This window comes from Glaciihabitans tibetensis (assembly GCF_003003265.1).
In the GTDB taxonomy this organism is placed as follows: Bacteria; Actinomycetota; Actinomycetes; order Actinomycetales; family Microbacteriaceae; genus Glaciihabitans; species Glaciihabitans tibetensis.
This window is the reverse complement of the sequence record NZ_PVTL01000002.1, coordinates 379275-406231: the sequence shown is the minus strand read 5'-3', so window position 1 is coordinate 406231 and position 26957 is coordinate 379275. Positions and strand designations below refer to the sequence as shown.

Sequence of the window (26957 nt, the reverse complement as noted above, 5' to 3'; positions counted from 1 at the left end):
CAGTTCAGCGCGGCGCAGTTCAGCGCAGCGCAGTTCGGCTCAGTTCAGTTCAGCGCGCACTGACGCGGTCGAGCTCGGTCACCTGCTGCCGGCTGAGCCGCACCGTCGCAGAGGCGACGAGTTCTGCAACCTGCTCCGGTCGACTGGCCGACGCCACCGGCGCCACAACGCGCGGTTTGGTAAGCAACCAGGCCAGCGCGATGGTCGCCACGCTCGTGCCGTGCGCTGCCGCTACCGTATCGAGAGCCGCAAGTACGCGCAGGCCCCGCCGCGACAGGTATCTGCTTGCCTCGTGACCTCGACTGCTGAGGGCTAGGTCTGCGCGCGTGCGGTACTTTCCGGTGAGGAATCCGCTCGCGAGGGCGAACCGCGGCATGAACCCGAGGCCCTGGCGATCCACAACGTGAGCGAGGTCCCCCTCGTACTCGGTGCGATGCAGCAGGTGATACTGGTTTTGCAGCGCCACCATCGGGGCCACGCCGATCAGGGCTGAGGCGATCCGTGCTTCGATCAGCCGGTTGCCCGTGTGGTCCGATCCCCCGAAATACCGCACCTTGCCCACACGGATGAGCTCGTCCACGGCGAGTAGGGTCTCGTCGAAGGCGACATCAGCGTCGTCAATGTGTAAATACAGAAGATCGATGTGGGATGTCTGCAGCCGTTCGAGAGACGCGTTGACCGCACGCGTGATGGTGCGCGCCCGCAGTCCGAGGTTGTCGGCGTTTTTGCCGATCTTGGTCGCAACAACCATCTCCGCGCGATTTCTCCGGTCGCGCATCCAGTTGCCGATCATGATTTCACTGCGCCCGGCCGCGTAGGAGTCGGCCGTGTCTATGAAGTTGCCGCCTGCAGCCGCGTAGGCGTCGAGGATCGATTCCGTAGTCTCTGACCCCGCGGTCCAGCCGAAAACGTTACCGCTCATGGCCAGCGGGAACACGCGCAGGTCCGACACGCCGATGCGCCGCATTCGCGGTTCAGCTGGCCCGCTGGACGCCGACTCCACGAGCAGCTGCGTCATTCGTTCCTCCCGACTCCGACACGTTGCCACTCTTCGAAAACAGCCCCGTGCTGACCACGACAACCCGTGTTGACCACGACAATAAGGCCGGGGGCATCACTTTCGTCCACCGACGCGCGAATCGTTATGAACTGGTCAGATTCACCCCGCTGACGGGCCGAGGCGTGGCAGAAACGCGGATGACGTCGCGGACACCGACCTCACCGTCGACCACCCATGAATCGGAGCATCGCTGGCTCAACCGGTGGGGCGACCAGCTGAGCACATGCACAGCAGCGAGCCACGCCACGGCATCTGCACGCAGCAACATTCTCATCCTCGCGACGTTTGCCATACTGCTGATCGACGAGGTGCTTTCTGACGAAGGCGCGCTCGTTGTCTTCGAAAAAGCCGCGAAACCTTCGTGCTCCACGCTCACTCAACGCCCACACGCACACGGGGTGTCGGAACGAACGGCGCGTGCATGACGTGCTCCAACAGAACGGTGGTGACTGCCCTGCAGCAACACAGCACGCAGTCGTAGACGCGCCGCGCCCGGGACCACCGCAGCCGTGTCCCAGACGCGCGGCGCGTCGCAATACCTGGTCACCACTCTTGGCGGCCTCGCGATGCTCGTGGGTCTGGTCTGGTCTGGTCTGGTCTGGTCTGGTCAACAAATCGTGACACTTCACGCCCAAGAGCCGCGACCGGGCTGACGGGTCTGAATTCGTCGCAACTCGTTGAGACGTTACGACGAATCGTGGCACCTCAGCGTTGGCATTCGACGAATTGGGGCACCTCATCTGTGGCGTATCGACCGATCCTGACACCTCAGATAACCGAGCAGACGAAACGCGACACCTCAGGTTTACGAGCAGACGAAACGCGACACCTCAGCCCGGAGGTAAAAACAGATCAGGGCACGTGAGTGAGCCTCACGTACGTCTGGTGATGGCGGCCGTCATGTTGCTTTTCTTCGCACTGGGTGGCGCGCACCGGGTAGTGCGCACTAAGTGGCGCGCACTAGGTAGTGCGCACCGGTCACTGCGCGCCGGTTAGCGAGTACCGGTCAGCGCGCGCCGAGAAGCGCGCGCGGGGCGCAAAAAAGCCCGTTCCACAAGTGGAACGGGCTTTCCCGTCTTACCGGGGCGCTGGCGAGCGGCCCCCGGCAGATCTAGCTGGGCTCACACCCAAACTTGTCAGCGGGCTTAAGCCTCGGTCGAAACCGGAGCCTCAGCTGCTGCCTCGTCGGTGTCTCCACCGGCGTTCTCCTCCAGGACTGGAGCAAGAGACAGCTTTCCGCGGTCGTCGATCTTGGTGATCTCGACCTGAATCTTCTGGCCAACACCGAGAACGTCTTCGACGTTTTCGACGCGCTTGCCACCGGCAAGCTTACGCACCTCGGAGATGTGCAGCAGACCGTCCTTGCCCGGGGTGAGCGAGACGAACGCACCGAAGGTGGCGATCTTGACGACCGTTCCCAGGAAGCGCTCGCCCACCTCGGGGTTGAGCGGGTTGGCGATCGCGTTGACCGCGGCACGCGCAGCCTCGGCCGAAGGACCATCAACGGCGCCGATGTACACGGTTCCGTCGTCCTCGATCGAGATGTCGGCTCCGGTGTCATCCTGGATCTGGTTGATCGTCTTGCCCTTCGGGCCGATCAGCTCACCGATCTTGTCAATCGGAATCTGCACCGAGATCACGCGGGGCGCGGTCGGGGCCATCTCGTCTGGGACGTCGATTGCAGCGTTCAGCACGGCGAGGATCGTGGTGCGAGCCTCCTTCGCCTGCTTGAGCGCGCCATCCAGAACGGAGGACGGGAGCCCGGCAAGCTTGGTGTCGAGCTGGATTGCGGTGATGAATTCGCTCGTACCGGCAACCTTGAAGTCCATGTCGCCGAGCGCGTCTTCTGCACCCAGGATGTCGGTCAGCGCCGCGTAGCGGGTCTGGCCGTCTACCTCGTCGGAAACGAGGCCCATGGCGATACCGGCAACGGGTGCACGCAGCGGCACACCGGCGTTCAGCAGCGACAGGGTCGAAGCACAGACGGAGCCCATCGACGTCGAACCGTTGGAGCTGAGAGCCTCAGACACCTGGCGGATCGCGTAGGGGAACTCCTCGCGGGGCGGCAGAACCGGAACCAGAGCGCGCTCGGCAAGGAAGCCGTGCCCGATCTCGCGACGCTTCGGGCTACCCACGCGACCGGTCTCGCCGGTGGAGTAGGGCGGGAAGTTGTAGTGGTGCAGGTAGCGCTTCTTGGTGACCGGGGCGAGCGAGTCGATCTGCTGCTCCATCTTGAGCATGTTCAGCGTGGTGACACCCAAAATCTGGGTCTCGCCGCGCTGGAAGATCGCGGAGCCGTGAACGCGCGGGATGACCTGCACCTCGGCGTCGAGCGCACGGATGTCGCTGAGGCCACGGCCGTCGATACGCACACCCTCGCTGAGGATGCGACCGCGAACGATCGTCTTCGTGAGTGACTTGTAGGCGGCAGAAACCTGGCCGAGTGCGGACGCGTCGAGCGTTCCGTTCTCCACCTGTGCTGCGACGTGAGTCTTCGCACGGTCCTTGAGCGCGTCATCCGCGTCCTGGCGCTCGGTCTTGTCAGCGATCTGGTAGATCGCCTTGAGCTCGTCGTAGGCGAATCCGGCGACAACGTCGTAGGTGGCCTGCTCGTACGGCGGGAACACCGGGTAGTTGGCGATTTCCTTGGCGGACTGCGCGGCCAGCTCAAGCTGGGCCTTGATGAGCTGCTTGAGGAAGGGCTTGGAGGCCTCGAGGCCCTGGGCGACAACGGTCTCGTCGGGCTTCGTGGCGCCGGCCTTGATGAGGTCCCAGGCGCCTTCGGTGGCTTCTGCTTCGACCATCATGATCGCGACGTCTTCGTTGCCCTGGGCATCGGTGACGAGGCGGCCGGCGACGGTGAGGTCGAAGACGGCCTCTTCGAGCTGGCTGTACTTCGGGAATGCAACCCACTGGTCGCCGATGAGGGCGAGACGGATGCCGGCGACCGGTCCGTAGAACGGCAGGCCAGAAATCTGGGTTGAAGCGGATGCCGCGTTGATGGCCAGCGCGTCGTAGAACTCGTCCGGGGCGATGCTCAGAACCGTGATGACGATCTGTACCTCGTTGCGCAGGCCCTCAACGAAGGTCGGGCGCAACGGGCGGTCGATGAGACGGCAGACCAGGATTGCCTCGGTGGAGGGGCGACCCTCGCGACGGAAGAACGATCCGGGGATCTTGCCGGCGGCGTACGAACGCTCTTCGACGTCGACCGTCAGGGGGAAGAAGTCGAAGCCTTCACGAGGGTGCTTGCCCGCAGACGTTGCGGACAGGATCATGGTGTCTTCGTCGAGATATGCAGCAACGGCACCCTGTGCCTGCTGCGCGAGGCGGCCGGTCTCGAACCGTACCGTACGCGTGCCGAATTTTCCGTTATCGATAACGGCTTCGGCGAACTTGATTTCTGGACCCTCCATAGGGGGGTTTCTCCTTTGTTTTACGTCGCAACCCCGAATGGGTCGCGACTCGTCAAGGAGCAGGAGCGGGTTCGATGACACCCTCGTTCCGGAACTCGTCCGAAGGGTGTACGCGCGTGAGACCCAAGAGTGGGGCGCATGTCTGGTCAACAGTAGAAAACCACTGAACACCTCGTTCAGGAATCCACCACCGATGACCAGCGTCTGGCCGGCCTGCTCCAATTGCGCTGATAATCTGCAGCGCTCAGTATTCAATTATTGGTGTGCCGTTCGGCAACCCCCGCAATCCTAACAGGGTGGCCCGGGAGGGCCTAGTAATCGGCCTTCTGGCGCGTTGCGGACCGGCTGAGCCATAACACTCCCCCGAGCAGAAACGACACACCAGCCAGCGTGATGCCCCAAATGATTCCGGGCACGGCCCGCGGGTCAAGGCCGGTACTGTCGCGTACCTCACCGTCTTGGTAGACCGTGACGGGAACAGACTCGCCCGGCTCGTAAACCTTGTGCTGCTCCGGCTCGAAGGCGATGCGCTCCGACACCCCGTAGTTGTTGTCCGCATTCTCGTCCTCGGCAAACCGCCCCTCGCAGGAGACGAACGGAAATCGGTTCGAGGTGTCGATCTCGAGGTTGACGGTGCAGTTTGCGATCGTCACGGCACCGTCGCTGTGCGGGGTCGCGTTGCGCTGAGCTGAGGCACCGATCGCGGCCCCAAACCCGATGACGGTGCCGATGAGCGACACCGCGAGCAGAACGCCTACCGTGCCGACCCTGGCGCGCCGTGCGAGCGGAGGTTCGGCATCCCACCCGTTGGGTTGTACTGGCAGCCCGGTGAGGGTTGCGGAGCCGAAGTCAGCTGCCGACGCGCGGTCAGTGCCGGGCGCGGGAGCTTCGGGCGCATTCGGATCAGCTCTGCCACGAGCGAACCAGCGGGCCACGTAGGCCCACAGGATGAAAACGCCGACAAAGGCGAAGGAGCCGCCCGCGATATAGAGCGCCTCGTAGACCATCGGAGTCTCGCCCTGTCGAACCAGCGTGTCGTTCTCGTACAGAGTGAGGTCGACGGTGTCGCCGGGCTCGAGGATTTTGCCCTCGGCGCTGAACAGGTGCGGTATACGCGTGATTGGGTCAGATCCGTCAGCGGGGACGAACTCTCCGCTGCACGCATAGCTTGCCTCGTCCTCGCCGTCGCTCAGGCGTGTGCAGTCGGCGACAGTGAACTCGCCGTCCTGGGTGTCCATCGGACCGTAGTAGAACAGCGATAGCAGAAGGGGCACCAGGAGGGTGAGAAACCCGGCGAGGGGGATGCTGAGCAAAACGTAGTCAACGGACCCGAGCCGTCGCCCGCGAGAGATGGCGCGGCGGTGGTGAGGTTCAGTCATCGTGCATCGAGCTTAGGGGGTGCGAGTCAGTGACTGACAACTGCACCCGTCCCGGCGAGGCGACGGGTGCAGTTGATGTGCTACTGCGCGCCGTACCCGCCGACCGGGCTGAACCCAGCGGGAAGGGCGAACGGGTCAATGACGCGGCTCGACCGCTCCGAGTCCCGCACCAGAGCCGCGAGTTCTCCGGCGGCACGGGACATCCGGTCGGGAAGCGCTCCTGTTCCGCCATCCGCTCCGGTCCCCCAATCGCTCGACGCGGCGTACACCGATGTCGGGACGACGACGGAGTGAAGGTAGGTGAACAGGGGGCGCATTGCGTAGTCCAGAGCGAGCGAGTGCCGCTCAGTGCCGCCCGTGGCCCCGATTAGAACCGGAAGGTCGGTAAGGGCACTGGGGTCCACCACGTCGAAAAACGATTTGAACAGTCCGCTGTAGCTGGCGGTGAAGATTGGCGTCACGGCGATGAGGCCGTCCGCCGCGGTAAGGGATTCAACCGCTGCAGACAATTTTGGACTCGGGAACCCCGTGATGAGGTTGTTGATGATGTCGTGCCCCAGATCCCTCAATTCGACGACCTCGACGGAGGTCTCCACACCGAAGCCGCTCAGCCGTTCAACCGTTGCTGTCGTCAGACGGTCGGCAAGGAGTCGGGTCGACGACGGCTGGCTAAGGCCGGCTGAGACCACGACAAGACTGCGCGCACTCACTGGTTCGCGGCAGCGGAGTCGACGGAAACATTAGCGGAGATTCCACCGAGCGCGAACGGCTTCTCAGCTTCGGCCACCCGGGTCTTCGCAACGAGCGACGCGTGGGTAGGGCCGTCGGGCACGTTCGCCGGACGGTTCTTCGCGAATTCCTTGCGCAGCACCGGCACCACTTCCTCGCCCAAAATGTCGAGCTGTTCCAGAACGGTCTTGAGCGGGAGGCCGGCGTGGTCCATCAGGAACAACTGGCGCTGGTAGTCGCCGAACGACTCACGCATTCCTGCGTAGCGGTCGATGACCTGCTGCGGGCTACCGACGGTCAGCGGGGTCTGCTCGGTGAAGTCTTCCATCGACGGCCCGTGTCCGTAGACGGGTGCGTTGTCGAAATACGGCCGGAACTGGGTGACGGCGTCCTGCGAGTTCTTAGCCATAAAGGCCTGGCCGCCGAGCCCGACGATCGCCTGCTCCGCGGTGCCGTGGCCATAGTGCTCGAACCGCTGGCGGTAGTAGCCGATGAGCTTCATGTAGTGCTCTTTCGGCCAGAAGATGTTGTTGGCGAAGAACCCGTCTCCGTAGTACGCGGCCTGCTCGGCGATCTCGGGAGAGCGGATGCTGCCGTGCCAGACAAAGGGTGCGACGCCGTCGAGCGGGCGGGGCGTGGACTGGAAGCCCTGCAGCGGGGTACGGAACTTGCCCTGCCAGTTGACGAACTCCTCGCGCCAGAGGCGGTGCAGGAGCGCGTAGTTCTCGATGGCCAGAGGAATGCCCTCGCGGATGTCCTTGCCGAACCACGGGTAGACCGGGCCGGTGTTGCCGCGCCCCATCATGAGGTCGACGCGGCCATCGGCAACGTGCTGCAGCATCGCGTAGTCCTCGGCGATTTTCACCGGGTCGTTTGTTGTGATGAGCGTTGTGGCCGTGGAGAGGATGATCCGCTCGGTCTTGGCTGCCAGGTATCCGAGCATCGTGGTGGGCGACGAAGGAACAAAAGGCGGGTTGTGATGTTCGCCGAGCGCGAAGACGTCGAGACCGACTTCCTCTGCCTTTTGACCAATGGTCAGGATGGCCTTGATGCGGTCGAATTCACTCGGCGTCGAGTTCGTGGTGGGATCCGGCGTGACGTCGCCCACCGTGAATATTCCGAACTGCATGGTGTCCTCATTTCTATGCGTCTGCATGAACATCAGGGCTAACGACGCTTCCGGTCGATCTATTCCCGCAGGACCTCCGGGCGATCGGAGTCAGGTCGCAGGAGTGCTCGTCAGGCCCTGTCGCGGCTCGACAGCAGCATCCGCAACCCCACATATACGATCGCGGCGACCACGAGGACCACCACAACCTTCACCAGGAAGAACACCGCGCTGAGAACGAAGTTCACGAGGAACCACGCGATCAGGATCGCAGCGACAACTATCAAGACCGTGACAATGGAGGATGTTGCGGGCGCACTCATACGCTCATTGTCGCATCGAGACAGCGCGGTGTTCTGCGGCGACTAGGAGTAGTCCGCTCCGGGAATCCCGGCGGGGCGGTACTCGAAGCTGTCGCTATCGGGGTCCAGCTCCCATACCTGGTCGTCGACACCATCCGTGCCTCCCTCCGTGGAGGCGCGGACGATGCTCTTTTGCGGCAGCCCACTGATCAGGGGCAACTCGATCGTCTCGGTGGAGTCGGCGCCGACCAGCTTCGCCGAGTAGGTCTCTGTTGGGGCAGATTCGTTTGAATTGTTCTCACTCATCTTTCGACCCTACGTCGTGATCTGACTTAATGTGCAAGCCCTTGAGTGGGGGCGGTGGCTCGCGTTGGCTGACGGTACCCATTTTTTGAACAAAGGAGTTCCCATGTCATCCGTCGCCCGCGTCACCACAATCACCGCACGTTCGGAAACGAGTTTCGACGACGCGGTCAGAGTCGGTATCGATCGCGCACACCAGACCATCCGTGGCATTGAGGGCGCGTGGGTGAAGGACCAGACCGTGATGGTCGACGGTGGAACCATCACGTCGTGGCAGGTCGTGCTCGAAGTGACATTCGTGCTCGAGTAGGGGCTCGAGTGGGGGCTCAGTAGCGTTAGCGCGTCGCTCCCATCAGGAGGTTCACCCGCAGCCCATTCTTCGTACTGACGACGGTTGCGGGAATGCGGGTGGACCTGCCTGCCTTCTCCAGGCGCACCAGAGCTTCCAGCACAACGGGCTCGAGTCCGCGCGGCACAAATCCGACGACGGGCGTCATCCGGCTGTCCACGAAAAAGCGCACGGGCATCGGGGCGTCGGTGCGCTCCTCCTCCGGCGTGCGACCGGCGACAAACGCCTGCACGGTGTCGTTGCTGACCAAGCCCGCGAGCACCTCACTGTGCGGTTGACTGCCAGCGAGCTGGATCACGGCACCCTTCTTCAGGGGAATCAGGTCGTAGCCGTAGTCCTTCAGCTGCCCGCTTCCCGAATCGGTCTTGGGGTAGTCGCTTGACGCCGGCTGCCTGGCGAAAATATTTCTCACTGCGTGATCCTTCGGTACGGTTGATGACCAGACTAATGAAGGAGCACCATGACCACTCCCCCCACCGGCGGTTCAACCCTGCTCCCCGGCCTGCCCACGGGAATGCTCAGAATCCACCGTGGCGAGATGATCGCGGTGGCGATCATCGGGCTCATCCTGGGACTCATCGCCGTCTTCTTCCCCGGAGCGACCGCCGTTACTATCGCGATCGTCTTCGGCAGCTACCTGATTGCGTCCGGAATCTTTCGTATTACCGCCGCGTTCGTCGCGGATCACGTGAGCAACGGCATGCGCTGGTTCACCGCGATCATGGGACTCCTGATCATCGTGGCCGGAGTGCTGTGCCTCTCGAACCCGTTCGGCACCCTGATCGTGCTCGCGTACGTGATCGGAATCGGCTGGATTGCGGAGGGCGTGATCGACATCATGTCTGGCGTTCGCCGCACCGGCCCGCGCCGGGTACTCGGTGTCATCAGCGGAATCGTCGCCATCATCGCCGGCGTGATCACCTTCGTGCTGCCCGCGTTTGGCATCGCAACGTTCGTTCTGGTCGGCGGAATCCTGCTGATTGCCGTCAGTGTCACGACCCTGCTCACCCTGCCTCGTGCGACGAAGGTCAGTCGCTGACCCACGGCCCTCTGCGACTCACGGCCCTCTGTGCGCGAAGCCCCGGCTCGCGACGCCGGGTTAACGAAACAAGCCGCCATCCCGAGGGACGGCGGCTTGTTCGCACTAGTGAAACTAGTTTGAAACTAGCTGCGAACTAGCGACGCAGTCCGAGACGCCCGATGAGGGTACGGTAACGGCTGATGTCGACGTTCTGCAGGTAGCCAAGAAGACGGCGACGCTGTCCAACCAGCAGAAGCAGGCCACGACGCGAGTGGTGGTCGTGCTTGTGCTCTTTGAGGTGCTCGGTGAGATCCTTGATGCGCTGAGTCATCATCGCAATCTGGACCTCAGGAGATCCGGTGTCACCTGGGTGGGTAGCGTATTCGTCGATGATCGCCTTCTTGACGGTAGCTTCGAGTGCCATAGATGGGATCCCCTTTCTTCTCATTGCGCGGCGCCCGGTCCGAGTGGACGAGCTCTCTTTATCCGCGGCCGTTGGACGGCAACCTTGAAATCCTAGCAGAAACTAAAAAGGGGTGGCACCGCATCCGCCTTGACGTCGTGTCACACACCCGTGCACGACCGGATACGGCGCCACCCGTGAATGCCCCACCAGCCGCAACAGCCCGGCGAGCATCCCTCCACTCCCGCGCGACCGCTCGCTAGAGACAATGCGGCGCCGAAGTGTGGCTTGTGTGAAGTTATTCTCCGAAGTTACCGGCACCAGAACGTGGCACACAGGGCCTTTAGGCCCCAAAGACACAGCCCCTCACCCCGGACGAGGGGAATGAGGGGCTGTGCGGGGACGGGCCGTGCGAACAGAGCCGTGCAGGCTGTGCAGGGTGAGGCTGGGCGGGGGCGGTGAAGCGGATGCCCCGTGCCGGCGGTTACGCCGCCGGGCCCTCAGTCAGCGTGACCGTGGTCTGCTGCGCGGCGCCCGAAGCGTCGGTGTAGCTGACGATGACGGAGTCGCCCGCGTCGTGGCCGGCGATCAGGTCGCTCAGAGCGTCCGCGGTGGAGACGGCGGTTCCATCGACAGCGGTGATGACATCCCCCGCGGCGAGCCCGGCGGTCTCGGCCGGCGTGCCGGTGATGACGCCACCAACGGCCACCCCGGCTGACTGCTGCGTTGTCGCCAACTGCACTCCGAGGAACGCGGGCAGGCCGATCTGGACGGTGGCGGTTTCTTCACCGGACTCGATCTGGCTCACGATGTCCAGAGCGGTCTCGATGGGAATGGCGTACCCGGTGATGTTTGTCGAGCCGGATGATGCGGCGGTCACAATGCCGACAACCTCACCATCCGCGTCGACCAGGGGTCCACCCGAATCTCCGGAGACAACGTCGGCGTCGATCTCGATCAGGCCACTCAACGATTCTTCTGCGCCGGTGTACTCGTTACCCACGGTGATCGACTCGTTCAGCGCGGTGATGGTACCCGCAGCGGCAACAAGGTCACCGGTGCCCTCGGCATTGCCGACGGAGGTCGCGTCATCGCCGATGCTGAGCTCTGAATCATCCGTCGATACAACGTCGAGTCCCGAGGCGTCGTCGAGTTGCAGCAGGGCGATGTCGTTGGTGGAGTCGGTGCCCACCACGGTCGCGGTGTAGGTCTCGCCGGTGGACTCGACCGTCACCGCGATGGAGGTCGCTCCCTCAATGACGTGGTTGTTGGTCAGGATCTGGCCGTTGGATGTCAGGATGACGCCGGTACCGGCTGCTCGCGTTGCCTCGTCGTAGTACAGGGTGGACACGATGGTGACAACACCCTCGGTCTGCTCCGCAGTCGCGGCGGTGGCATCGGTCGAGGAGTCGGTTCCGGTTGTTCCCTGGCCGAGGGACGGATTGCGTCCGCTGCCGCCGAACGGCATGGTCGGGAGGTACTCGCCGGTGTCCGGTGTGGTGTCGGGGGTCGTGGTGTTGGGCGTCGTGGTGTCTGGCGTCGTGGTGTCTGGCGACGTGGTGTCCGGGGTTGTGATTGCGCTCGACGTCGAGGCGTTGGAGGCAGTGATCGCTGTCCCGAGGGCATAGCCACCACCACCGAGCCCGATCGCAATGGCGGCTGCGCCACCGACCAGAAGCCCTACGGAGTGTCTGCGGAACGCAGAGGGCTTTGCGTTCGTTGGCGCCGCCGGGGGCACGCCAGCGCCAGCCTGAGGGGCAGCGTAGGGGCTGGAGTTATAGAAGACCTTTTGCGTGGTCATCGCGTCTGGGGCGGGAGGCGCTGGCGTGACGCCAACAACCGGGGCCGGCTGCGGCGTGGATGCGGCGCCGACGACGTCGGTCTGTGCGGCGGCAGGTGTCTCAGCGCCAGTGAGCGACGCGCGAACGACAGCGGCGTGGGCCGCGGCCGCCTCAGCTGCGGCTGTCTGGGCGGAAGCCGCATTCACTGCTGCGGCGCGTGCCGCGTCGGCCTGCGCAAGGGCCGCCCGGGCGGACACGGCTCGAGCCATCGCGGCCTCTGCGGCCCGAACCGCATTGGCGGCCTCGGCGTCGGCGACTGCCGCGATCCTCGCGGCATCAGACGCTGCAGCGGAGGAGTCTGCCGGAGTAGCGTCGGGTTCGGTTGGGGTGTTGTTCTGGTCCATGGGATTCTCCTGCGGGTGTCGGGCTTGCTACTCCTTCAAGAACACACCCGCTTCCTATGAACGGACTAAGGACGACCCGGGAGTTGCCTCGACCCCAGTTATGCGCTTCGGCGACTCCCGTTATGCGCTTCTGCGACCCCCGTTCGGCCAGGTCTAACTGTCGAACCCGACGCGGATGTGCGTGGCAGCACGTCACATAACGTCACCGAGTGTCCAGACAACTCGACCAAGACCGACCGTGGTGGCACGATGACACAGAAGCGGCCACGCGAAGCCTCGCGCCTGTCACGGCACCGCTGAAATTCTGTCGAACGACGCCTGAGCACTGACGCCTGATTACCGACGCCAGAACACCATGACGAAACGAGGCCCCAATGAAAGACAGCAGTGACCGGATCCAGACCACTCATGCTGGCAGCCTTCCCCGCACTCCGGAACTGATCGCAGCCAATGAGGCGCGCACCTTCGCAGAAGACGGTTTCACCCTGTTGCGAACGCCCGAGTTCGAAAGACTGCTCGCCGACGCGGTCAACGATCTGGTGGCGCGCCAGGCCGCGATCGGAATCAGCGTGCCCGGTGATGGCGAGTACGGCAAGGCGATGTCCAGTGCCGTCGACTACGGCGCGTGGTGGTCATACTCGTTCCAGCGCGTCGCCGGACTCTCGCTCACGGGCGAAGACATCTTCTCGTCGCCCGTTGTGCGCAGCGAACCTGGCCACGTGCGCCTGACGAGTTTTCCCGACCGCCGGGACTGGGTGAAATTCCACGACGCGTACACCGACCCGACGAGCGGCATCTCCACCGGCAAAGTCGCCACGGCATTTCCGTCCACGACCGGTCCGCTCCGTTACGTCGGCCAGGAGGCCATCGCCAGCGACATCGCCAACCTGAAGACCGCTTTGGCGGCCGCTGGACGCACCGAAGGCTTCATCACCGCCCTGTCCCCCGGCAGTGGATCGCGGATCTCCAACAAGTACTACGCAACCGAGGAAGAGCACATCTGGGCGTGGGCGGATGTCTTGCGCGAGGAGTACCGGGCGATCATCGACGCCGGCCTGGTGTTGCAAATCGACGACCCCTCGATCGCGGAGAACTGGGACCAGATCTCCCCCGAACCCTCCGTCGACGACTACCGGGCCTTTACCCGCATTCGGGTGGAGGCGCTGAACTACGCGTTGCGGGACCTGCCAGAAGACCAGATCCGCTTCCACCTGTGTTGGGGCAGCTGGCACGGACCGCACACCACCGACATCGAACTCAAGAACATCGTCGATCTGATGCTGGAAATCAACGCCGGCGCCTATTCCTTTGAGGCGGCAAACGCACGCCACGAGCACGAGTGGCGGGTCTGGGAAGACACCGCGCTGCCCGAGGGCAAGCTCATCCTGCCCGGCATTGTGGGGCATGCGACGAACGTGGTCGAGCATCCGGAACTGGTCGCCGAGCGCATTGAGCGATTCGCCTCGGTTGTCGGGCGCGAAAACGTCATCGCCTCGACCGACTGTGGTCTCGGGGGCCGCATCCACCCCCAGATCGCCGTAGCAAAACTTGACTCGCTCGCGAGGGGCGCGGAAATCGCGAGCGCACGGCTCTGGCGCTAACCCTCAGCCGCGGAGGCGGTGGACCTACCGGAAACCCGCAGCATGCGGTCATACTATGGGCGTGTGACCCGACCTGAGCCCTCCTCGCAGCGCCCGCACGAGCCCGCTTACTCCGCAGCGATCTTCGCCGGACTCGGGCTGTTCCGCTTCTGGCGGCTACGGCGTCGAGTGACCGGCCTTGGCAACATTCCAGCGACCGGGGGCGCCGTTCTCGCAATGACCCACTTCGGATACCTCGAGTTCGCCCTGGTGGAGTGGGTCACCTGGCGGCACAATCGGCGGCGAATTCGCTTTATGGCCAAGCAGAGCGTGTTCAAGAAGCCGGTAGTCGGCGCAATGCTTCGTGGCATGAAACACATCCCCGTGGACATGAAAGCGGGTGCGGACGCGTACGCCGCGGCCGTCGCGGCGCTCAAGCGCGGTGAATTGATCGGGGTTTTTCCCGAAGCGGGCGTGAGCTCATCGTTTGTAGTGCGTGATCTCAAGTCGGGCGCGGCACGCCTCGCCGCCGAAGCGGGCGTGCCGATCATCCCCGTCGCGGTGTGGGGCGGGCAGCGACTCCTGACGAAGAACCACAAAGTCGGCTTCCGCGAGCGGTTCGGGGTGCGGGTGAATTTTCTGGTGGGGAAACCGATCGTTGTCTCCCCCGGCGATGACATTGCGGCCGCGACATCCGCCCTGCGTACGACCCTGCAGGAACAGGTCGACGAACTCCAGACAAGCTACCCCACGGACGGTACGGGCCAGTGGTGGCAGCCACGCCACCTCGGCGGGACCGCCCCCACCGAGGCGGAGGCAGCGCTGGCCGATGCCGAGCGGGACAAGCGCCGGGCGGCGTCACAGGGACGACGCTCGTGACTACCTTCGTAAGGCTGAACCCGCCGACATGACCGACTCCGTTGTTCTCGACGTTCTCCTCGGGCTGCTGCTGATTGGCTACCTCGTCTACGGATTTCGCCACGGCCTGCTCCACAGCGTGGGTTCGATTCTCGGCGTCGCCGCCGGTGCCATCGGGGCGGTGCTGCTGATCCCCCTGCTCGGATCATGGATCCCCGAGCCGGGATGGCGAATCGCGGCGACGCTCGCGGTGCTGCTGGTGCTGCTCGTGGGCGGGCAGGTGCTCGGGGCCAGCGTGGCGGCGATGATTCGACGGCGGATGAAGAACTCCGGGCTTCGCGCGATCGACCGGGTTCTCGGAGCCGTCGTGAGCGTGCTCGCAACCGCGCTCGTGTTGTCCATGGTGTCGGTGAGTATCGCGGCGCTGGGCGTTCCCCTCTTGTCGACCTCGATCGGTTCGTCCGTTGTTCTGCAGCGCATCGACGCCCTTACCCCGGCGCCGGTGAAGACACAGCTGGCCCAATTGCGGGCGACCGTGACCAACGATGGGCTGCCGCGAATCGTGGAAGCACTCGGCGGCCCGGTGGCGGCCCCCGACCTGCCTACCGCAGCCCCGGCATCCGCTGCGCTCGACCGGGCGGCGCAGTCGGTCGTTCGGATCACGGGCAACGCATACGCCTGCGGTCAGAGCCAGTCCGGAAGCGGATTCGTCGTGGCGGAGGATCGGGTCGTCACCAACGCGCACGTTGTTGCGGGCGTGTCCGAGCCCGTCGTGGAAGTACCGGGCAAGGGTGCTCAGGCGGCCACCATCGTCTACTTCGACCCGACGGACGATCTCGCTGTTCTCGCGGTGGACGGCTTGACCGCCGCGCCGCTGCGACTCACCACTACGCTGGCCGTCGGAAGCGCCGGGGTCACCGATGGCTACCCGTTTGGCGGACCGTTTGTGTCTCTTCCCGCCCAGGTCATTTCGGTGGCGACCACTGACGTCAACAACATTTACAACACCGACCAGAGCCCGCGAAGCATCTACACCCTCGCAGCGGACGTGCAGCAGGGCGATTCCGGCGGGCCGCTGCTGAGCGAGGCGGGAGAGGTGGCTGGAGTGGTGTTCGCAAAGTCGGCGACGACGTCCAACGTGGGCTACGCGGTAACGATGGAAGAGTTGCTGCCCGTAGCCCAGAGCGCTGAGGGTCTCGTAGCAACGGTGTCGTCCGGCGACTGCATCGACGGATAGCCGGGTGAGGTCCGAGCTGTCAGGAGTTGCGGGTTGCCGGAGTTGCCGGAGTTACGCGTTGCCGGAGTTGCCGGACCCGGGCGGCCGGCTCAGGGCCTAGTGTCGATAGCACGGACGGAGCGTCCGATGAAAACCGGGGAGCATCGTGAACCGCGACGACACCAAGTCCGAAGACACCAACTTCGACGAGATGAGCGACGAAGACAAGCGTCACGACCAGCTGACCACAGCGCCCAAGTCGGAAGAATCGGACGCCGCGCCGCGCGTCGATATCACGGAGCGCGCTGACGGACCTACCCGTATCGACGTGCGCGACGACGCCGTCGTGCGCCCGGGCAAAACCACCGGGAGAGACGAAAAGGCCTGACAGCTCTCCGCCCCGTTCGCGGCGCTACTCGCTGTCCTGGTCCATCCACCACTCGGTGAACTCGGTGGCGCGCCCGTCCGGGGCGAAACGAACCACCCAGAGGTTGCTGTAGGTCGTGCCACGATCGACGTAATCCGTGACCCCTTCGGCGATTCCCAGCTCTGCCGTGGACACCACCGATTTCCACTCGAACTCAGCCTCGCCCGGTTCATCGCGTGCTTCCAGCCAGCCCGACACGATCTCGCCGTGGCCGCGCCACGGCTCACCGTACGGCTCGGTACGGTACTCGGCGTCTTCGGTGAACAATGCGCGAATATCGTCAGGATCATTCGATTCCCAGGCACGCCGATAGCCGTCGATCCAAGTGCTGAGTGTGTCCGTCATCCCTCTGTTCTACCGTGCCAACCGCGATCGCACACCCCGTGGACACGGTGTCGCGGGGCGTCCATGCGGCCTCGCGCGGTGTGTGCGCGACGCCGTGCGTCGGTGGCCCGTGTGAGGATCGAAGTATGAGTTGCATGATTATTCCGCCGTACCTCTTGCAGAGACTCGCGGGGCTTGAAGCGCCCGAATTGGCGCGAGTTGCTGCTGCCGCTCGCGCTTCGCTAGCCCGCGACCAGCCGTTCCGGGGAGTCCGCTCTCCGGAGGCAGCGCCCCACGGCGAGCGGCGGCAGCTGAACGCCGTCACTCCACCGGAGTTCGCCGACCCCCAGCGCACAATCTTCGACACCCGGGGAACAGAGGTGCTTCCCGGCGAGGTTGTGCGTCGCGAGGGCGATCCCGCAGGAGCGGATCCCGCGGTGAACGAGGCGTACGACGGGCTCGGCCACACCCATGCGTTCCTCCGCGACGTACTGCAACGCGCTTCCATCGACGGGAACAACCTTCCGCTTGACGCGTCCGTCCACTTCGGCGACGCGTATGACAACGCTTTCTGGGACGGCGAACGCATGGTGTTCGGTGACGGCGACGGCGTGGTATTCACCCGGATGACGGCGTCGCTGAGCGTCATCGGTCACGAGCTCGCCCACGGTGTGACCCAGTACACGGCGAACCTCCGGTACGAGGGTCAGTCTGGTGCTCTCAACGAGTCATTCTCTGACGTGATCGGCGCGCTCGTCGAGCAACACACCCTCGGTCACGACGTCGAGGAGGCCACCTGGCTGATCGGACTGGGATTGTTCACCGATGCGGTCGAGGGGGACGCTCTTCGCTCGATGCGCGCACCGGGCACCGCGTATGACGATGACGTGCTTGGGCGCGACCCACAACCGGCTCATATGCGTGACTACGTTGACACCCGCGAAGACAACGGTGGCGTGCATCTGAACTCCGGGATCCCCAATCACGCGTTCTATCTGGTAGCCAACGAGCTCGGGGGCTTCGCCTGGGAGCGCGCTGGTCGCATCTGGTACGACGCACTGACCGAAGAGACCCTGCCCGAGACGACCAACTTCACGGCGTTCGCTGAAGCGACCACGCGAGCCGCGGCCGCGCGATTCGGGGAGGCATCCGTGGAGCGTGACGCGGTCATCGCTGGCTGGCGGGGTGTTGGAATCACCGCCGACGGTTAAACTGGCGCGATGAAGGTGTACGTGACCCGCAGCGGTGGCATCGCCGGGCTCAGACGAACCTGGGCTGTGGCGACCGACGAGCAGCCGGACCGGGAATGGTGGGAAGAGCTGCTTGGCCGCCTTCCCTGGGACGAGCGGTCCTCGTGCCCCCCGCAGCCAGATCGCTACGTCTACGAGATCCGCTACTCCCGTCGGCGGGTCACTATCCCCGAGCAGCTGGTCACCGGACCGTGGCTTGAGCTGGTGGAACGAGTGAAGCAGGTTGAAACGACGCGCTAACTGGTGCGCACCCGGCGCTGCTGCTGGGTTCTCCGGATCGCTCTGGCCTTGCTGGCGGTCAGCACCAATCCCGCGACCACGCCGATGAAGGCGCCAGCCGAGTTGGCAAGCAGGTCGCGAGGATCGGAGACCCGGCCCGGCAGAAAGAGTTGCGCGAATTCGATGCTCACGGTCAGGCCAACGCCGAACAGCACCGAGAGCCACCAGAGTCGGCGGCCAAACAACAACAGAAAGAAAAGTCCGATCGGCAGGAACATCGCAACGTTCGCCCCGAACTCCAGGCGCGAATAGTTGATCCAGTCGGTCGCCTCGTAGCGCTGGAGCACCCGAAGCAGGCGCCAGATCAGCCCGTCGGAATCGCCCTCGAACGGCTGCGGACCCAGCGTGATCCAGCCGACCAACCCGAGATACGCCAGCGTCACGAAGCTGAGGAAGGGGTGGCGAAGGAACATTGCTCCATCCTGCACCAGCGCACCCGTGTTTTTGCCGGGTAACGAGTTTGACTCGGCTGTGTGGGCCGCCGGCCCGCGCGATCTCGATGAAGAAATTAAACAGACTGTATCGAAAGATTTCTCTTGCTTTTTTACATCGTCAGTACGAAGCTGTTGTCACAACAAAACTCACCGCCCGGTCGACTCGCAGGCATTGCCGCAGCACCGGGCGATGAGTTTTTAAACGGTCAGATGATCGGTTCGGTGCCGACGAGGTGCAACCGCTGGGTCGGGCGGGTCATGGCCACGTAGAGCGCACCGACACCACGTGCCGAGCCGACCACGATCTCGTTCGGTTCCACGATGACGACCGAGTCGAATTCCAGACCCTTTGTTTCCTGGGGCGTGAGAACAGCAATGGGCCGGCTCAGACCGACCGCCGACTCTCCCACGGACTCGTGGTGTTGGCGTTCGAGCGCGAGGTACACCGTGTGACGAAGCCTCGCCGGAACGATCACCGCCAGCGTGCCGCGGGAGTCGATCTCCCGATCTTCGTCCACCACATCGACCACGGCCGACACGAGTTCGTCAGCCTCGACCTCGAGCCAGTCGACCGGCCACTCGCTCTCCCGGACCGCGGTGGACTGGGTGATCGGCAGGTTGTGGGCAAGAGCCATTCTTTCGGCGGCGGCGGTGATCTGCGCCGGGGTACGGTAGTTCACCGTCAGCTCCTCCAACCGGAAATCATCCGTCAGGGCCTTGAGGGCTTGCGCCCAGTTGGGTGCAGCGGCTGCGGAGCTGGCCTGCGCGACATCCCCGACAATCGTGAACGAACGCAACGGACCACGACGGCGCAGCACCCGCCACTGCATGGGCGAGAGTTCCTGGGCTTCGTCGACGACGATGTGGCCGTAGGTCCAGCTTCGGTCCGCGGCGGCGCGATCGGCGGTGGAGCCGCGAACTGCGGTCTCACCGAATCCCGCCGCGAGGTCATCCGCGTTCACGAGGCCTTCGACGCCCATGTTTCGGATGGCTGCTTCGGCATTTTCGACGTCGCGCTTGCGCTGCTGCTTGCGCTCCCGTTTTTCTGCGTCATTCTTCGCGTCGAACTCACCGAGGAGCTCCGCAGCCTCGTCGAGCAGGGGTACATCGGAGATGCTGAACGGGACGTCACGGTCGCGGCGCAGCAGCGCGCGCCGCTCTGGTGTCCAGCGCGGGGTGAGGCTCGCGAGCCAATTCGGTCGCGCGAAAAGGTCCTGGATGAACTTCTCCGGGGTCAGCGGGAGCCAGGCCGTGTTCAGGGCGACCCGCACGTCGTGCGAGGAGCGCAGGTCTTCCCGCAACCAGGAAAGGTCGGCCTCGTCGATCGTGCTGCCGTGACTACGCAGCTGCTCTGCCAGCTTTTTCGTGAGGGCATTCAGCACGGTCTTCTGAAACTGTTGGCGGGCGACATTGTGCGGCTTGCGACTCTGTTGCGCGGTTGCCATCGCGCTGGCGACGAGCTGCGGCTGCAACACGAGCTTCTCGCCGTTGACGTCGAGCGTTTGCGGCCCGGCCGGGACCTGCTGACGCGAACGCACGCCGCGCGAGATGAGGCTCGCCATCTCGTCGGAGCCCTTGAGTGCGGCGACGTCGGGGGAATCCTCCACCGTGGTGTCGAGCCCGGGGTAGAGCTGGCCGACGCTCGCCAGTACAACGCCGGTTTCGCCGAGAGACGGCAGTACGGCCTCGATGTACTGCAGAAACGACGGGGACGGACCGACAATGAGCACACCGGTGGAGCGCAAGCGTTCGCGGTGGGAGTAGAGCAAAAACGCGGCGCGATGCAGCGCGACGGCAGTTTTTCCGGTACCGGGGCCACCCTGCACGACCAGCACGCCCGCGAGGTCGGACCGGATGATGCGGTCCTGTTCCGCCTGGATAGTCGCGACGATGTCGCTCATGCGTCCGGTGCGTGTCTCCCGGAGCGCGGCTAAGAGGGCGCCCTCACCCTGCAACTCCGAGACATCCCCCTGTAAAAGGTCCTGGTCGAAAATCTCGTCCTCGATACGCGTGATCTGCCGGCCCTTGCTGGTGAGGTGTCGGCGCGCTCTGGCACCCAGCGGTGTTGCCGCCGTCGCCTGGTAGAACGCGCTCGCCTGTGGCACCCGCCAGTCAAGGAGGATGGGTTGCTGGTCGGTGTCACGCAGCCCAATCCGGCCGATGTAGCGATTCACTCCCCCGGTGAGTTCCAGCCGGCCGAACGCGAGACGCTCGTCGACCTCGTTCAGTTGAGCGATTCGATCGGTGTAGATGCGCGCAAAGGAATCGCGCTCTGATCGGTTCTGATGGGTGCCCCCGGCGTTGGACCGGCGCACCGCATCGAGTTGCTCCTGCGTCTCGACCCGGAGCGCGTCGAGCCGCGCGTACAGGGTTGAAACGTATTCGCGCTCACGCGCAAGTTCGGGTGATACCACTTTGACGACCCCTCAAATTCCAGCCATCCAGTTTATCCACAGCGGCGCGCGCATGCTGGACGATCGCTCACAGTGTGCGGACTCTCACTCACCGCGCAACGCCCGACGCGACGCCACAACCACTTCAAGCTGTGCGGCTTCCTCTTCCTGGGCACGCACTACCCGGTGGCCCGAAACCATGGATTGCCGAGAGAAAGCAAGGCGGGTGGCGGCGCGGATGTATCGCTTCATCGCCCGGTCAACGCCGTGCTGTCGCGCCCAGCGCATTGCCGTGCGGCGGCCCTGACCGGTCGCAAGAGCGCCGACCTCGTCGGGGTTGAACCAGCCGGCGAGCGCGTAGGCGGTGAGGTGTCTCTGGGTGACCCGGGACTCCTGACGGCGAAGGTAGATGACGATCGCAATGGCGAGGAGAAAGAGCGGCAACTGGATGACCAGGTAATAGCCGTAGAAGTCGCGGACGATGAACAGCGAACCGTTCCAGAGCGCGTGCAGGGCCACCGCGGGAATCAGCCCGATCAGGAAGAATCCCGCCCCGCCACCGCCTCCGGTGCGGCTGGCAGCCAGTCCGAGGAAGATGCCGATGCAGGCGGTGAACATGACGTGGGCGAACGGCGACATGAGCCCGCGGATGAGGAAGATCTGGAACACCCCAGCAACACTGCCGCCGGACTCGATGATTGCCTGGCCGAAGTACAGGATGTTCTCCGAGAAGGCGAACCCCGCCGCGACGGTCGCCGCATAAACAAGCCCATCCACCGGGCCATCGAAGTGTTTGCGCGCGAACAAGAAGAGCATCAGAACACCAAGGCCCTTGCCCACTTCCTCCACGATCGGCGCCTGGATCACCGCGCCGAAGAACTCGTAACCCGGCCCGGGTCCGCCGAGGCTGTTCACCACATTGTCGACCTGAGCACCGACCAGCAGGGCGATGAGGACGGCAACTCCCGCTCCCCACAGGAAGCAGAACGCGAGAGCACCCCGAGGCTCGGGGTCCCAGCGATCGATCCACCGGATGCCCAGCAGCACGATGGCCAACGGAACGATGGCAAGCACGCCGGCAAAAATAAACGCACTCACGCCAAGGCCTGCAATAAAGTAGACAATCACGAGAAGCACGATTATCGCGAGCACGGCGATCGCGAGCACACCAAGGATGACGAGCCCATACCGGCGCTTCGGGCTCCCCGCCAGCGCGGGTTGGGGAACGACGCCCGCTCGCACCTCGGAGGGTGCCCTCGGCGCGGCAGTTGGTTCGGTGGTTGGTTCGGGCATCGAGTTACTCGGTGTCATGGCACCGAGACTATCTTCACCCGGCATCCCGACCCTGAACCGACTGCCGGTCAGGCCGCCAGCTCGCCCGTTCCGGGAAGCAACACGACGGGACCGGTGACTCGACCGGACTCGACATCGGCGTGCACGCGCGCGGCGTCGGACAGCGGGTGGCGGCTCACTCCCACGGAGTCGAACGCGCCCTCGCGCATCACCCGGAAGACGTCGGACGCCGCGAGCTGGGCGAGGCCATGCCCGTACTTCCATCGCTCGGCCGCCCGGTAGTCCTGCGCGCCAATGACAACGTCGATCGCGGCTGAGTCACCTTCGGCAACCACCGTCGCCCCGAGATGGCGGGCCCAGGCCTCGACCAATCGGTGTGCGCCTGACGGATCGGGCAACACGGCGATGCGGTTGCCGCGGCCGACGCTGTGCAGCTGCTTGAGGATGGTTCGGGCCACCAGGCCCTGGGCCAGGAACGCCGCGGCGTCGTCGAAACCGACGTCCTTCGGGATACCGATGAGGTCCCGTTCGCTCACGACGCGTTGGAACCCCGCACGAGACTCGGGCTCGCGCATGGCTACCCGGTCGCCCGGCGCGAATCCGACGACTTCGGGACCGACCGCGTCCACCGTCGCGACGACGTGGACGCCGAGCGAGCTCAAACCGAGCGCGCCCATCCTCAGGCGCACCTGACCAATCGTCGGGCGTGGCTGGCGCGCGCTGGCACGTCCCGTGGCACGTGGCGCGCGAGCCGACGGGGCTGTTCTGACCTGTTCCATAGCACTGATCTGATTCATCACAGGAGAAAACCGCAGGTGGTGGTTTGGTATTCCCCCAATCATCGGGAGCTGGCTGGGAGAATGCCTAGAACACTTTGCCCGGGTTCAGGATGCCCCGGGGATCGAAAACTGCCTTAACTTGGCGCTGCAATTCGAGCTGATCTGCACCGAGCTCGTCTTCCAACCAACGTTTCTTCAGGATCCCCACACCGTGCTCACCGGTCAGAGTGCCGCCAAGACGGAGGCAGGCGAGGAAGAGTTCGTCGGCCGCTGCCCAGACGACATCGGGTACCTCCGCGCCCTGGAATACGAAGTTCGGGTGCAGGTTTCCGTCGCCAGCATGGGCGACGGTCGGAATGATCAGCCCGAAACGTTCTTCGATCTCCGCAATTGCAGCGAACATGGCGGGCAGCTGGCTTCGCGGAACGGCGACGTCCTCAATCAGCACCGTGCCCTGCGTGGTCATGGCGGGGTGGAAGGAGCGTCGGATGGCAAACAGGCGATCACCGTCGGCCGGATCGGTCGACAACTCCGCGTCACCACCGAGCGACCGGATGATCGACAGTGCAGCGCTGGCCTCGATATCGGCCGCCGGTCCATCGGTCTGCACCAGCAGGTACGACCCGCGGCCTGCCAGATCGAGGCCGAGGTACTGGCCGATCACGGCGAGCGCGGATGCGTCGACCAGCTCCATCGCCGCCGGGCGCAGTCGGGATGCGGTGATCACGGCGGAGGCTCGAGCCGCCTGCTCCATGGTCGAAAAATAGGCGCCGATTGTGGCTACCGGCCCCACGGGAAGTGCCCGCAGCCGGAGCGTCGCTTCGACGATCACGCCGAGCGTGCCCTCGGAGCCAATCATGAGTGCCGTGAGGTCGAGCCCGGTGACCCCCTTCACCGTGCGGTGACCGAGGGTCAGGAGTCGGCCATCAGCCAGGACAACCTTGAGGCCGAGGACGGACTCGCGGGTGACGCCGTATTTGGCACACAACAGCCCGCCAGCATTGGTGGCGATGTTGCCGCCCACGGTGGAGATCGCCTTGCTCGCGGGATCGGGGGCGAACCACAGGCCGCGCGTGGCCAACTCGGCATTGAGGGTGTCGTTGATAATGCCAGGCTCGACGACGGCGAGTTCATCGTCGAGGTTGATCTCGAGGATTCGGTTCATCTCGAGGGTAGACAGCACGATTTCGCCCGCGGAGCCGATGGCTCCCCCGGCGAGTCCGGTGCCAGCGCCCCGGGGGACCACGGGAATTCCGTGCTCGAACGCGAAGCGCATCGTCGCCTGCACGTCCTCGATGCTGCGTGCTGTGACAACGGCCAGCGGCGCAGAGTGGGACACCTGGCCGGAACGGTCGGCGCGCACTGCCTCGAGGGCCTCCGGCGCGGTTGACACCGATTGGCCGAGATCAGAGCGGAGTAGGGACACCAGGGAGTCAACGTCGATCACACCCCCGAGCCTAACGGCGCAGGCGATGTCCCAAACCCGCTAGCGTGACCCCCTCTCCCGTGGCACGCTGGGCAGATGACGACCACTGACCTCGACTTCGCCGAGCAATATCGTGCCCTGTCGTCGCGGGATTCACGGTTCGATGGCCAGTTCATCGCCGGTGTGCATTCCACCGGTATTTATTGCCGCCCCAGCTGCCCGGCGATGACTCCCCGCGAGCACAACGTGCGGTTCTATCGCACGGCCGCGGCCGCCCACGAGGCGGGTCTGCGCGCCTGCAAACGCTGCGCCCCCGACGCTGTGCCGGGTTCACCGGACTGGAACATCCACGACGACCTCGCCTCCCGTGCGATGCGCCTGATCACCGATGGGGTGGTCGAGCGGGAGGGGGTTGGTGGTCTCGCGTCACGTCTGGGCTACACCCCGCGTCACCTTGCCCGCGTTCTGGTGTCCGAACTCGGCGCCGGCCCTCTCGCGCTCGCCCGGGCGCATCGGGCCGGGGCGGCCAGGACCCTCCTCGTCGGAACCGATCTACCCATCGCGCAGGTCGCGTTCGCCGCGGGCTTCTCCAGCATCCGCCAGTTCAACGACACCATCGCCGAGGTGTTCCGGGTTACTCCGACGCAGCTGCGCGCCCGGTCGGTCTCGCGGTCGGCGGTGCCCGCTTCCGCCCCGACAGAGGGCTCCACCACCCTGACCCTGCGGTTGCCCGCGCGGCCGCCGTTCGATGGTGCCGGCCTGATGAGATTCTTCGCCGACCACGCCATCCCCGGCCTCGAGTACGCAGACGACACGGTGTTCGAGCGGCGCGTGCGCATGCCACACGGCCCTGCGCGCATCAGCGTGCGGCTTTCGGAAGAGCCCGGCGTGGTTTGTTCTGCAACGCTCGCCGACATCAGCGACCTGAGCCCCCTGGTCGCGCGGGTGCGAAGGATGTTCGACCTCGACGCGGATTCCGTCGCGATCGATACCGCCCTCGCCACCGATCCCCACCTCGCCCCGCTTGTCACCGCTGTTCCAGGCATCCGACTTCCCGGCTCGCTCGACGCTGAGGAGGCGCTGTTTCGCACGCTCATTGGGCAACAGATCTCGGTCGCCGCTGCCCGCACCACCCTGGGAGCTCTGACCGCGCAGCTCGGATCCGAAGGGCAGTTTCCGACGGCCGCGCAAATCGTCGAGGGCGGTTCGTCGGTGTTACGGGGTCCGGCCTCCCGGGTCGCGACCGTGCTCGCGGTCGCCGAAGAGCTGGCGTCGGGAACGCTGGTACTTGATGTCTCCACCCCGGTTGGAGAATTCAGTGAGCGCCTGCTTCGCATCCCGGGGATAGGCCCCTGGACGGCGGGGTACCTTGCGATGCGGGTGCTGGGCAATCCCGACGTCTTGCTCGGAACGGACCTCGTATTGGCTCGGAGCGCCGCGGCCAGGGGCCTTCCCGCAACGGCGCCGACCCTCCTACGGTACGGCGAGCGTTGGGCGCCCTGGCGGAGCTACGCCGCGATGCACCTGTGGCGGGCGCGCGACTGGGTTCCCGCGACATCCGCCATCGATCTCAGCTAGCGGCGCTTCGCTTCTTCGCCGCGGTCTTCTTCGCGGGTGACTTCTTCGGTGCCGCCTTCTTGTCTGCGCGGCTGCGCTCGACGCTGCGTTTGAGCGCTTCCATCAGATCGACCACCTCAGCGTCGCCGCCGCTTTCGCGCTCAGGCTGCTCGCCGAAGGTGTCTTCCGTGCTCAGCGCATCTCCCTTCTCGAGCTTTGCATCGATGAGCTGCTTGAGCTGCTCCTGGTAATCATCGGTGAAGTCCTCCGGCGAGAAGTCGGATTCGAACGACGAGACCAGCGCCGCACTCATTTCCAGCTCCTGCGCTGAGATACGCACCCTCTCGTCGAGCGCGGGAAAGCTCGCTTCACGTACCTCGTCGTCCCACAGCAGGGTCTGCAGCAGGAGAACGTCGCCGCGCACCCGCAGCGCGGCGAGGCGGGTCTTCTGGCGCAGCGCGAAGTGCACGATGGCGGTGCGGTCGGTCGCTTCCAGGGTGCGTCGCAGCAACACGTAGGCCTTCGACGACTTCGAGTCGGGCTCGAGAAAGTAGCTCCGGTCGAACATGATCGGATCGATCTGCTCGCTCGGCACGAACTCGACGACATCGATCTCGCGGCTGCGTTCCTCGGGCAACGAGCTGAAGTCCTCGTCGGTGAGGACAACGGTGCGTTCGCCGTCGTCGTACGCTTTGTCGATGTTTTCGTAGTCGACGATTTTGCCGCAGATCTCGCAACGTCGCTGGTACCGGATCCGGCCACCGTCTGCGTTGTGTACCTGGTGGAGGCTCACATCGTGGTCTTCCGTCGCGGAATAGACCTTCACCGGCACGTTCACGAGTCCGAAGGTGATCGCGCCCTTCCAAATAGATCGCATACAGATCAT

27 protein-coding genes are annotated in these 26957 nt (G+C 64.7%); 10 read left to right on the top strand and 17 right to left on the bottom strand.

Translation table 11 applies throughout. The features are described 5' to 3' along the window. Positions 1 to 49 precede the first annotated feature (49 nt). Positions 50 to 1018, bottom strand: coding sequence for an aldo/keto reductase (locus tag B0I08_RS05690; protein ID WP_219905616.1), 969 nt, complete (start codon positions 1016 to 1018; stop codon positions 50 to 52). A 47-nt stretch (positions 1019 to 1065) separates the two neighbouring features. On the opposite strand from B0I08_RS05690, the gene B0I08_RS05685 reads away from it, so the two are divergent. Then, on the top strand, positions 1066 to 1485 hold the full coding sequence (locus B0I08_RS05685; RefSeq protein WP_106210680.1) for a hypothetical protein: 420 nt from the start codon (positions 1066 to 1068) through the stop codon (positions 1483 to 1485). Positions 1486 to 2205: 720 nt separating this feature from the next. Here the strand turns inward: B0I08_RS05685 and B0I08_RS05680 are convergent. From B0I08_RS05680 to B0I08_RS05655, 6 genes are all read right to left on the bottom strand, one after another. Next, complete coding sequence (locus tag B0I08_RS05680; RefSeq protein ID WP_106210678.1) at positions 2206 to 4476, bottom strand: polyribonucleotide nucleotidyltransferase; 2271 nt, start codon at positions 4474 to 4476, stop codon at positions 2206 to 2208. A gap of 311 nt (positions 4477 to 4787) precedes the next feature. Continuing rightward, entirely contained in the window at positions 4788 to 5855 is a 1068-nt protein-coding gene (locus B0I08_RS05675; protein WP_146134323.1) for a hypothetical protein, read from the bottom strand. Positions 5856 to 5935: 80 nt separating this feature from the next. Continuing rightward, complete coding sequence (locus tag B0I08_RS05670) at positions 5936 to 6544, bottom strand: FMN reductase (RefSeq protein ID WP_245884600.1); 609 nt, start codon at positions 6542 to 6544, stop codon at positions 5936 to 5938. A gap of 17 nt (positions 6545 to 6561) precedes the next feature. Continuing rightward, positions 6562 to 7713: an LLM class flavin-dependent oxidoreductase gene (locus B0I08_RS05665; RefSeq protein WP_106210672.1), complete on the bottom strand. Its 1152-nt coding sequence runs from the start codon at positions 7711 to 7713 to the stop codon at positions 6562 to 6564. A 110-nt stretch (positions 7714 to 7823) separates the two neighbouring features. Next, positions 7824 to 8015 carry a hypothetical protein gene (locus tag B0I08_RS05660; RefSeq protein ID WP_106210670.1) on the bottom strand — a complete coding sequence of 64 codons (192 nt, stop codon included), beginning with the start codon at positions 8013 to 8015 and terminating at the stop codon, positions 7824 to 7826. Between the two features lie 42 nt (positions 8016 to 8057). Beyond that, positions 8058 to 8300 (bottom strand): hypothetical protein, encoded by a 243-nt coding sequence (locus tag B0I08_RS05655; RefSeq protein WP_106210668.1) that lies wholly within the window; start codon positions 8298 to 8300, stop codon positions 8058 to 8060. Positions 8301 to 8403: 103 nt separating this feature from the next. Here B0I08_RS05655 and B0I08_RS05650 point away from each other — a divergent pair, with 103 nt between their 5' ends. Continuing rightward, positions 8404 to 8607 carry a dodecin family protein gene (locus B0I08_RS05650; protein WP_106210666.1) on the top strand — a complete coding sequence of 68 codons (204 nt, stop codon included), beginning with the start codon at positions 8404 to 8406 and terminating at the stop codon, positions 8605 to 8607. Positions 8608 to 8632: 25 nt separating this feature from the next. On the opposite strand, the gene B0I08_RS05645 is transcribed toward B0I08_RS05650, so the two are convergent. Continuing rightward, the gene (locus B0I08_RS05645; protein ID WP_106210664.1) at positions 8633 to 9058 is read right to left on the bottom strand and encodes a hypothetical protein; all 426 of its coding nucleotides are present in this window, start codon (positions 9056 to 9058) and stop codon (positions 8633 to 8635) included. Between the two features lie 48 nt (positions 9059 to 9106). On the opposite strand from B0I08_RS05645, the gene B0I08_RS05640 reads away from it, so the two are divergent. After that, complete coding sequence (locus B0I08_RS05640) at positions 9107 to 9685, top strand: HdeD family acid-resistance protein (RefSeq protein WP_106210662.1); 579 nt, start codon at positions 9107 to 9109, stop codon at positions 9683 to 9685. A 136-nt stretch (positions 9686 to 9821) separates the two neighbouring features. Here the strand turns inward: B0I08_RS05640 and rpsO are convergent, their stop codons facing one another. Continuing rightward, positions 9822 to 10091, bottom strand: a complete 270-nt coding sequence (gene rpsO, locus B0I08_RS05635) for a 30S ribosomal protein S15 (RefSeq protein ID WP_106210660.1) — start codon at positions 10089 to 10091, stop codon at positions 9822 to 9824. Between the two features lie 463 nt (positions 10092 to 10554). Next, positions 10555 to 12255 (bottom strand): S1C family serine protease, encoded by a 1701-nt coding sequence (locus tag B0I08_RS05630; protein WP_245884596.1) that lies wholly within the window; start codon positions 12253 to 12255, stop codon positions 10555 to 10557. Positions 12256 to 12629: 374 nt separating this feature from the next. On the opposite strand from B0I08_RS05630, the gene B0I08_RS05625 reads away from it, so the two are divergent. From B0I08_RS05625 to B0I08_RS05610, 4 genes are all read left to right on the top strand, one after another. Next, positions 12630 to 13856, top strand: a complete 1227-nt coding sequence (locus tag B0I08_RS05625; RefSeq protein WP_106210658.1) for a cobalamin-independent methionine synthase II family protein — start codon at positions 12630 to 12632, stop codon at positions 13854 to 13856. Positions 13857 to 13919: 63 nt separating this feature from the next. Continuing rightward, complete coding sequence (locus tag B0I08_RS05620; protein WP_245884592.1) at positions 13920 to 14714, top strand: lysophospholipid acyltransferase family protein; 795 nt, start codon at positions 13920 to 13922, stop codon at positions 14712 to 14714. 28 nt (positions 14715 to 14742) lie between these two features. Continuing rightward, a complete protein-coding gene (locus B0I08_RS05615) occupies positions 14743 to 15930 on the top strand; it encodes a MarP family serine protease (protein ID WP_106210654.1) in 1188 nt (395 codons plus the stop codon). 145 nt (positions 15931 to 16075) lie between these two features. Further along, on the top strand, positions 16076 to 16297 hold the full coding sequence (locus B0I08_RS05610; RefSeq protein ID WP_106210652.1) for a hypothetical protein: 222 nt from the start codon (positions 16076 to 16078) through the stop codon (positions 16295 to 16297). Positions 16298 to 16321: 24 nt separating this feature from the next. Here the strand turns inward: B0I08_RS05610 and B0I08_RS05605 are convergent, their stop codons facing one another. Further along, positions 16322 to 16681 (bottom strand): nuclear transport factor 2 family protein, encoded by a 360-nt coding sequence (locus B0I08_RS05605; RefSeq protein ID WP_106210650.1) that lies wholly within the window; start codon positions 16679 to 16681, stop codon positions 16322 to 16324. 125 nt (positions 16682 to 16806) lie between these two features. Between B0I08_RS05605 and B0I08_RS05600 the strand changes: the two genes are divergently transcribed. Beyond that, the gene (locus B0I08_RS05600; RefSeq protein WP_106210648.1) at positions 16807 to 17871 is read left to right on the top strand and encodes a M4 family metallopeptidase; all 1065 of its coding nucleotides are present in this window, start codon (positions 16807 to 16809) and stop codon (positions 17869 to 17871) included. A gap of 9 nt (positions 17872 to 17880) precedes the next feature. Further along, on the top strand, positions 17881 to 18150 hold the full coding sequence (locus B0I08_RS05595) for a protealysin inhibitor emfourin (RefSeq protein WP_106210646.1): 270 nt from the start codon (positions 17881 to 17883) through the stop codon (positions 18148 to 18150). On the opposite strand, the gene B0I08_RS05590 is transcribed toward B0I08_RS05595, so the two are convergent. From B0I08_RS05590 to B0I08_RS05570, 5 genes are all read right to left on the bottom strand, one after another. Next, complete coding sequence (locus B0I08_RS05590) at positions 18147 to 18602, bottom strand: VanZ family protein (protein WP_106210644.1); 456 nt, start codon at positions 18600 to 18602, stop codon at positions 18147 to 18149. The genes B0I08_RS05595 and B0I08_RS05590 overlap by 4 nt on opposite strands. Before the next feature lie 227 nt (positions 18603 to 18829). Further along, the gene (locus tag B0I08_RS05585; protein WP_106210642.1) at positions 18830 to 21037 is read right to left on the bottom strand and encodes a UvrD-helicase domain-containing protein; all 2208 of its coding nucleotides are present in this window, start codon (positions 21035 to 21037) and stop codon (positions 18830 to 18832) included. Positions 21038 to 21121: 84 nt separating this feature from the next. After that, the gene (locus B0I08_RS05580; protein WP_106210640.1) at positions 21122 to 22327 is read right to left on the bottom strand and encodes a PrsW family intramembrane metalloprotease; all 1206 of its coding nucleotides are present in this window, start codon (positions 22325 to 22327) and stop codon (positions 21122 to 21124) included. A 50-nt stretch (positions 22328 to 22377) separates the two neighbouring features. Next, positions 22378 to 22998: an MDR/zinc-dependent alcohol dehydrogenase-like family protein gene (locus B0I08_RS05575; protein WP_146134322.1), complete on the bottom strand. Its 621-nt coding sequence runs from the start codon at positions 22996 to 22998 to the stop codon at positions 22378 to 22380. 175 nt (positions 22999 to 23173) lie between these two features. Then, positions 23174 to 24532 (bottom strand): FAD-binding oxidoreductase, encoded by a 1359-nt coding sequence (locus B0I08_RS05570; protein ID WP_425432989.1) that lies wholly within the window; start codon positions 24530 to 24532, stop codon positions 23174 to 23176. 78 nt (positions 24533 to 24610) lie between these two features. Between B0I08_RS05570 and B0I08_RS05565 the strand changes: the two genes are divergently transcribed. Beyond that, the gene (locus B0I08_RS05565; protein ID WP_106210634.1) at positions 24611 to 26092 is read left to right on the top strand and encodes an AlkA N-terminal domain-containing protein; all 1482 of its coding nucleotides are present in this window, start codon (positions 24611 to 24613) and stop codon (positions 26090 to 26092) included. Here B0I08_RS05565 and ku read toward each other — a convergent pair. Beyond that, entirely contained in the window at positions 26085 to 26948 is an 864-nt protein-coding gene (ku, locus tag B0I08_RS05560; protein WP_106210632.1) for a non-homologous end joining protein Ku, read from the bottom strand. The two genes, B0I08_RS05565 and ku, sit on opposite strands and share 8 nt — an antisense overlap. Positions 26949 to 26957: the final 9 nt, after the last annotated feature.

Coding starts and splice junctions, on each gene's coding strand:
- B0I08_RS05690 (WP_219905616.1), bottom strand. CDS start 1,018: ATGACGCAGCTGCTCGTGGAGTCGGCGTCCAGCGGGCCAGCTGAACCG.
- B0I08_RS05680 (WP_106210678.1), bottom strand. CDS start 4,476: ATGGAGGGTCCAGAAATCAAGTTCGCCGAAGCCGTTATCGATAACGGA.
- B0I08_RS05675 (WP_146134323.1), bottom strand. CDS start 5,855: ATGACTGAACCTCACCACCGCCGCGCCATCTCTCGCGGGCGACGGCTC.
- B0I08_RS05665 (WP_106210672.1), bottom strand. CDS start 7,713: ATGCAGTTCGGAATATTCACGGTGGGCGACGTCACGCCGGATCCCACC.
- B0I08_RS05660 (WP_106210670.1), bottom strand. CDS start 8,015: ATGAGTGCGCCCGCAACATCCTCCATTGTCACGGTCTTGATAGTTGTC.
- B0I08_RS05655 (WP_106210668.1), bottom strand. CDS start 8,300: ATGAGTGAGAACAATTCAAACGAATCTGCCCCAACAGAGACCTACTCG.
- B0I08_RS05650 (WP_106210666.1), top strand. CDS start 8,404: ATGTCATCCGTCGCCCGCGTCACCACAATCACCGCACGTTCGGAAACG.
- B0I08_RS05640 (WP_106210662.1), top strand. CDS start 9,107: ATGACCACTCCCCCCACCGGCGGTTCAACCCTGCTCCCCGGCCTGCCC.
- rpsO (WP_106210660.1), bottom strand. CDS start 10,091: ATGGCACTCGAAGCTACCGTCAAGAAGGCGATCATCGACGAATACGCT.
- B0I08_RS05630 (WP_245884596.1), bottom strand. CDS start 12,255: ATGGACCAGAACAACACCCCAACCGAACCCGACGCTACTCCGGCAGAC.
- B0I08_RS05625 (WP_106210658.1), top strand. CDS start 12,630: ATGAAAGACAGCAGTGACCGGATCCAGACCACTCATGCTGGCAGCCTT.
- B0I08_RS05615 (WP_106210654.1), top strand. CDS start 14,743: ATGACCGACTCCGTTGTTCTCGACGTTCTCCTCGGGCTGCTGCTGATT.
- B0I08_RS05605 (WP_106210650.1), bottom strand. CDS start 16,681: ATGACGGACACACTCAGCACTTGGATCGACGGCTATCGGCGTGCCTGG.
- B0I08_RS05600 (WP_106210648.1), top strand. CDS start 16,807: ATGAGTTGCATGATTATTCCGCCGTACCTCTTGCAGAGACTCGCGGGG.
- B0I08_RS05595 (WP_106210646.1), top strand. CDS start 17,881: ATGAAGGTGTACGTGACCCGCAGCGGTGGCATCGCCGGGCTCAGACGA.
- B0I08_RS05590 (WP_106210644.1), bottom strand. CDS start 18,602: ATGTTCCTTCGCCACCCCTTCCTCAGCTTCGTGACGCTGGCGTATCTC.
- B0I08_RS05580 (WP_106210640.1), bottom strand. CDS start 22,327: ATGACACCGAGTAACTCGATGCCCGAACCAACCACCGAACCAACTGCC.
- B0I08_RS05565 (WP_106210634.1), top strand. CDS start 24,611: ATGACGACCACTGACCTCGACTTCGCCGAGCAATATCGTGCCCTGTCG.
- ku (WP_106210632.1), bottom strand. CDS start 26,948: ATGCGATCTATTTGGAAGGGCGCGATCACCTTCGGACTCGTGAACGTG.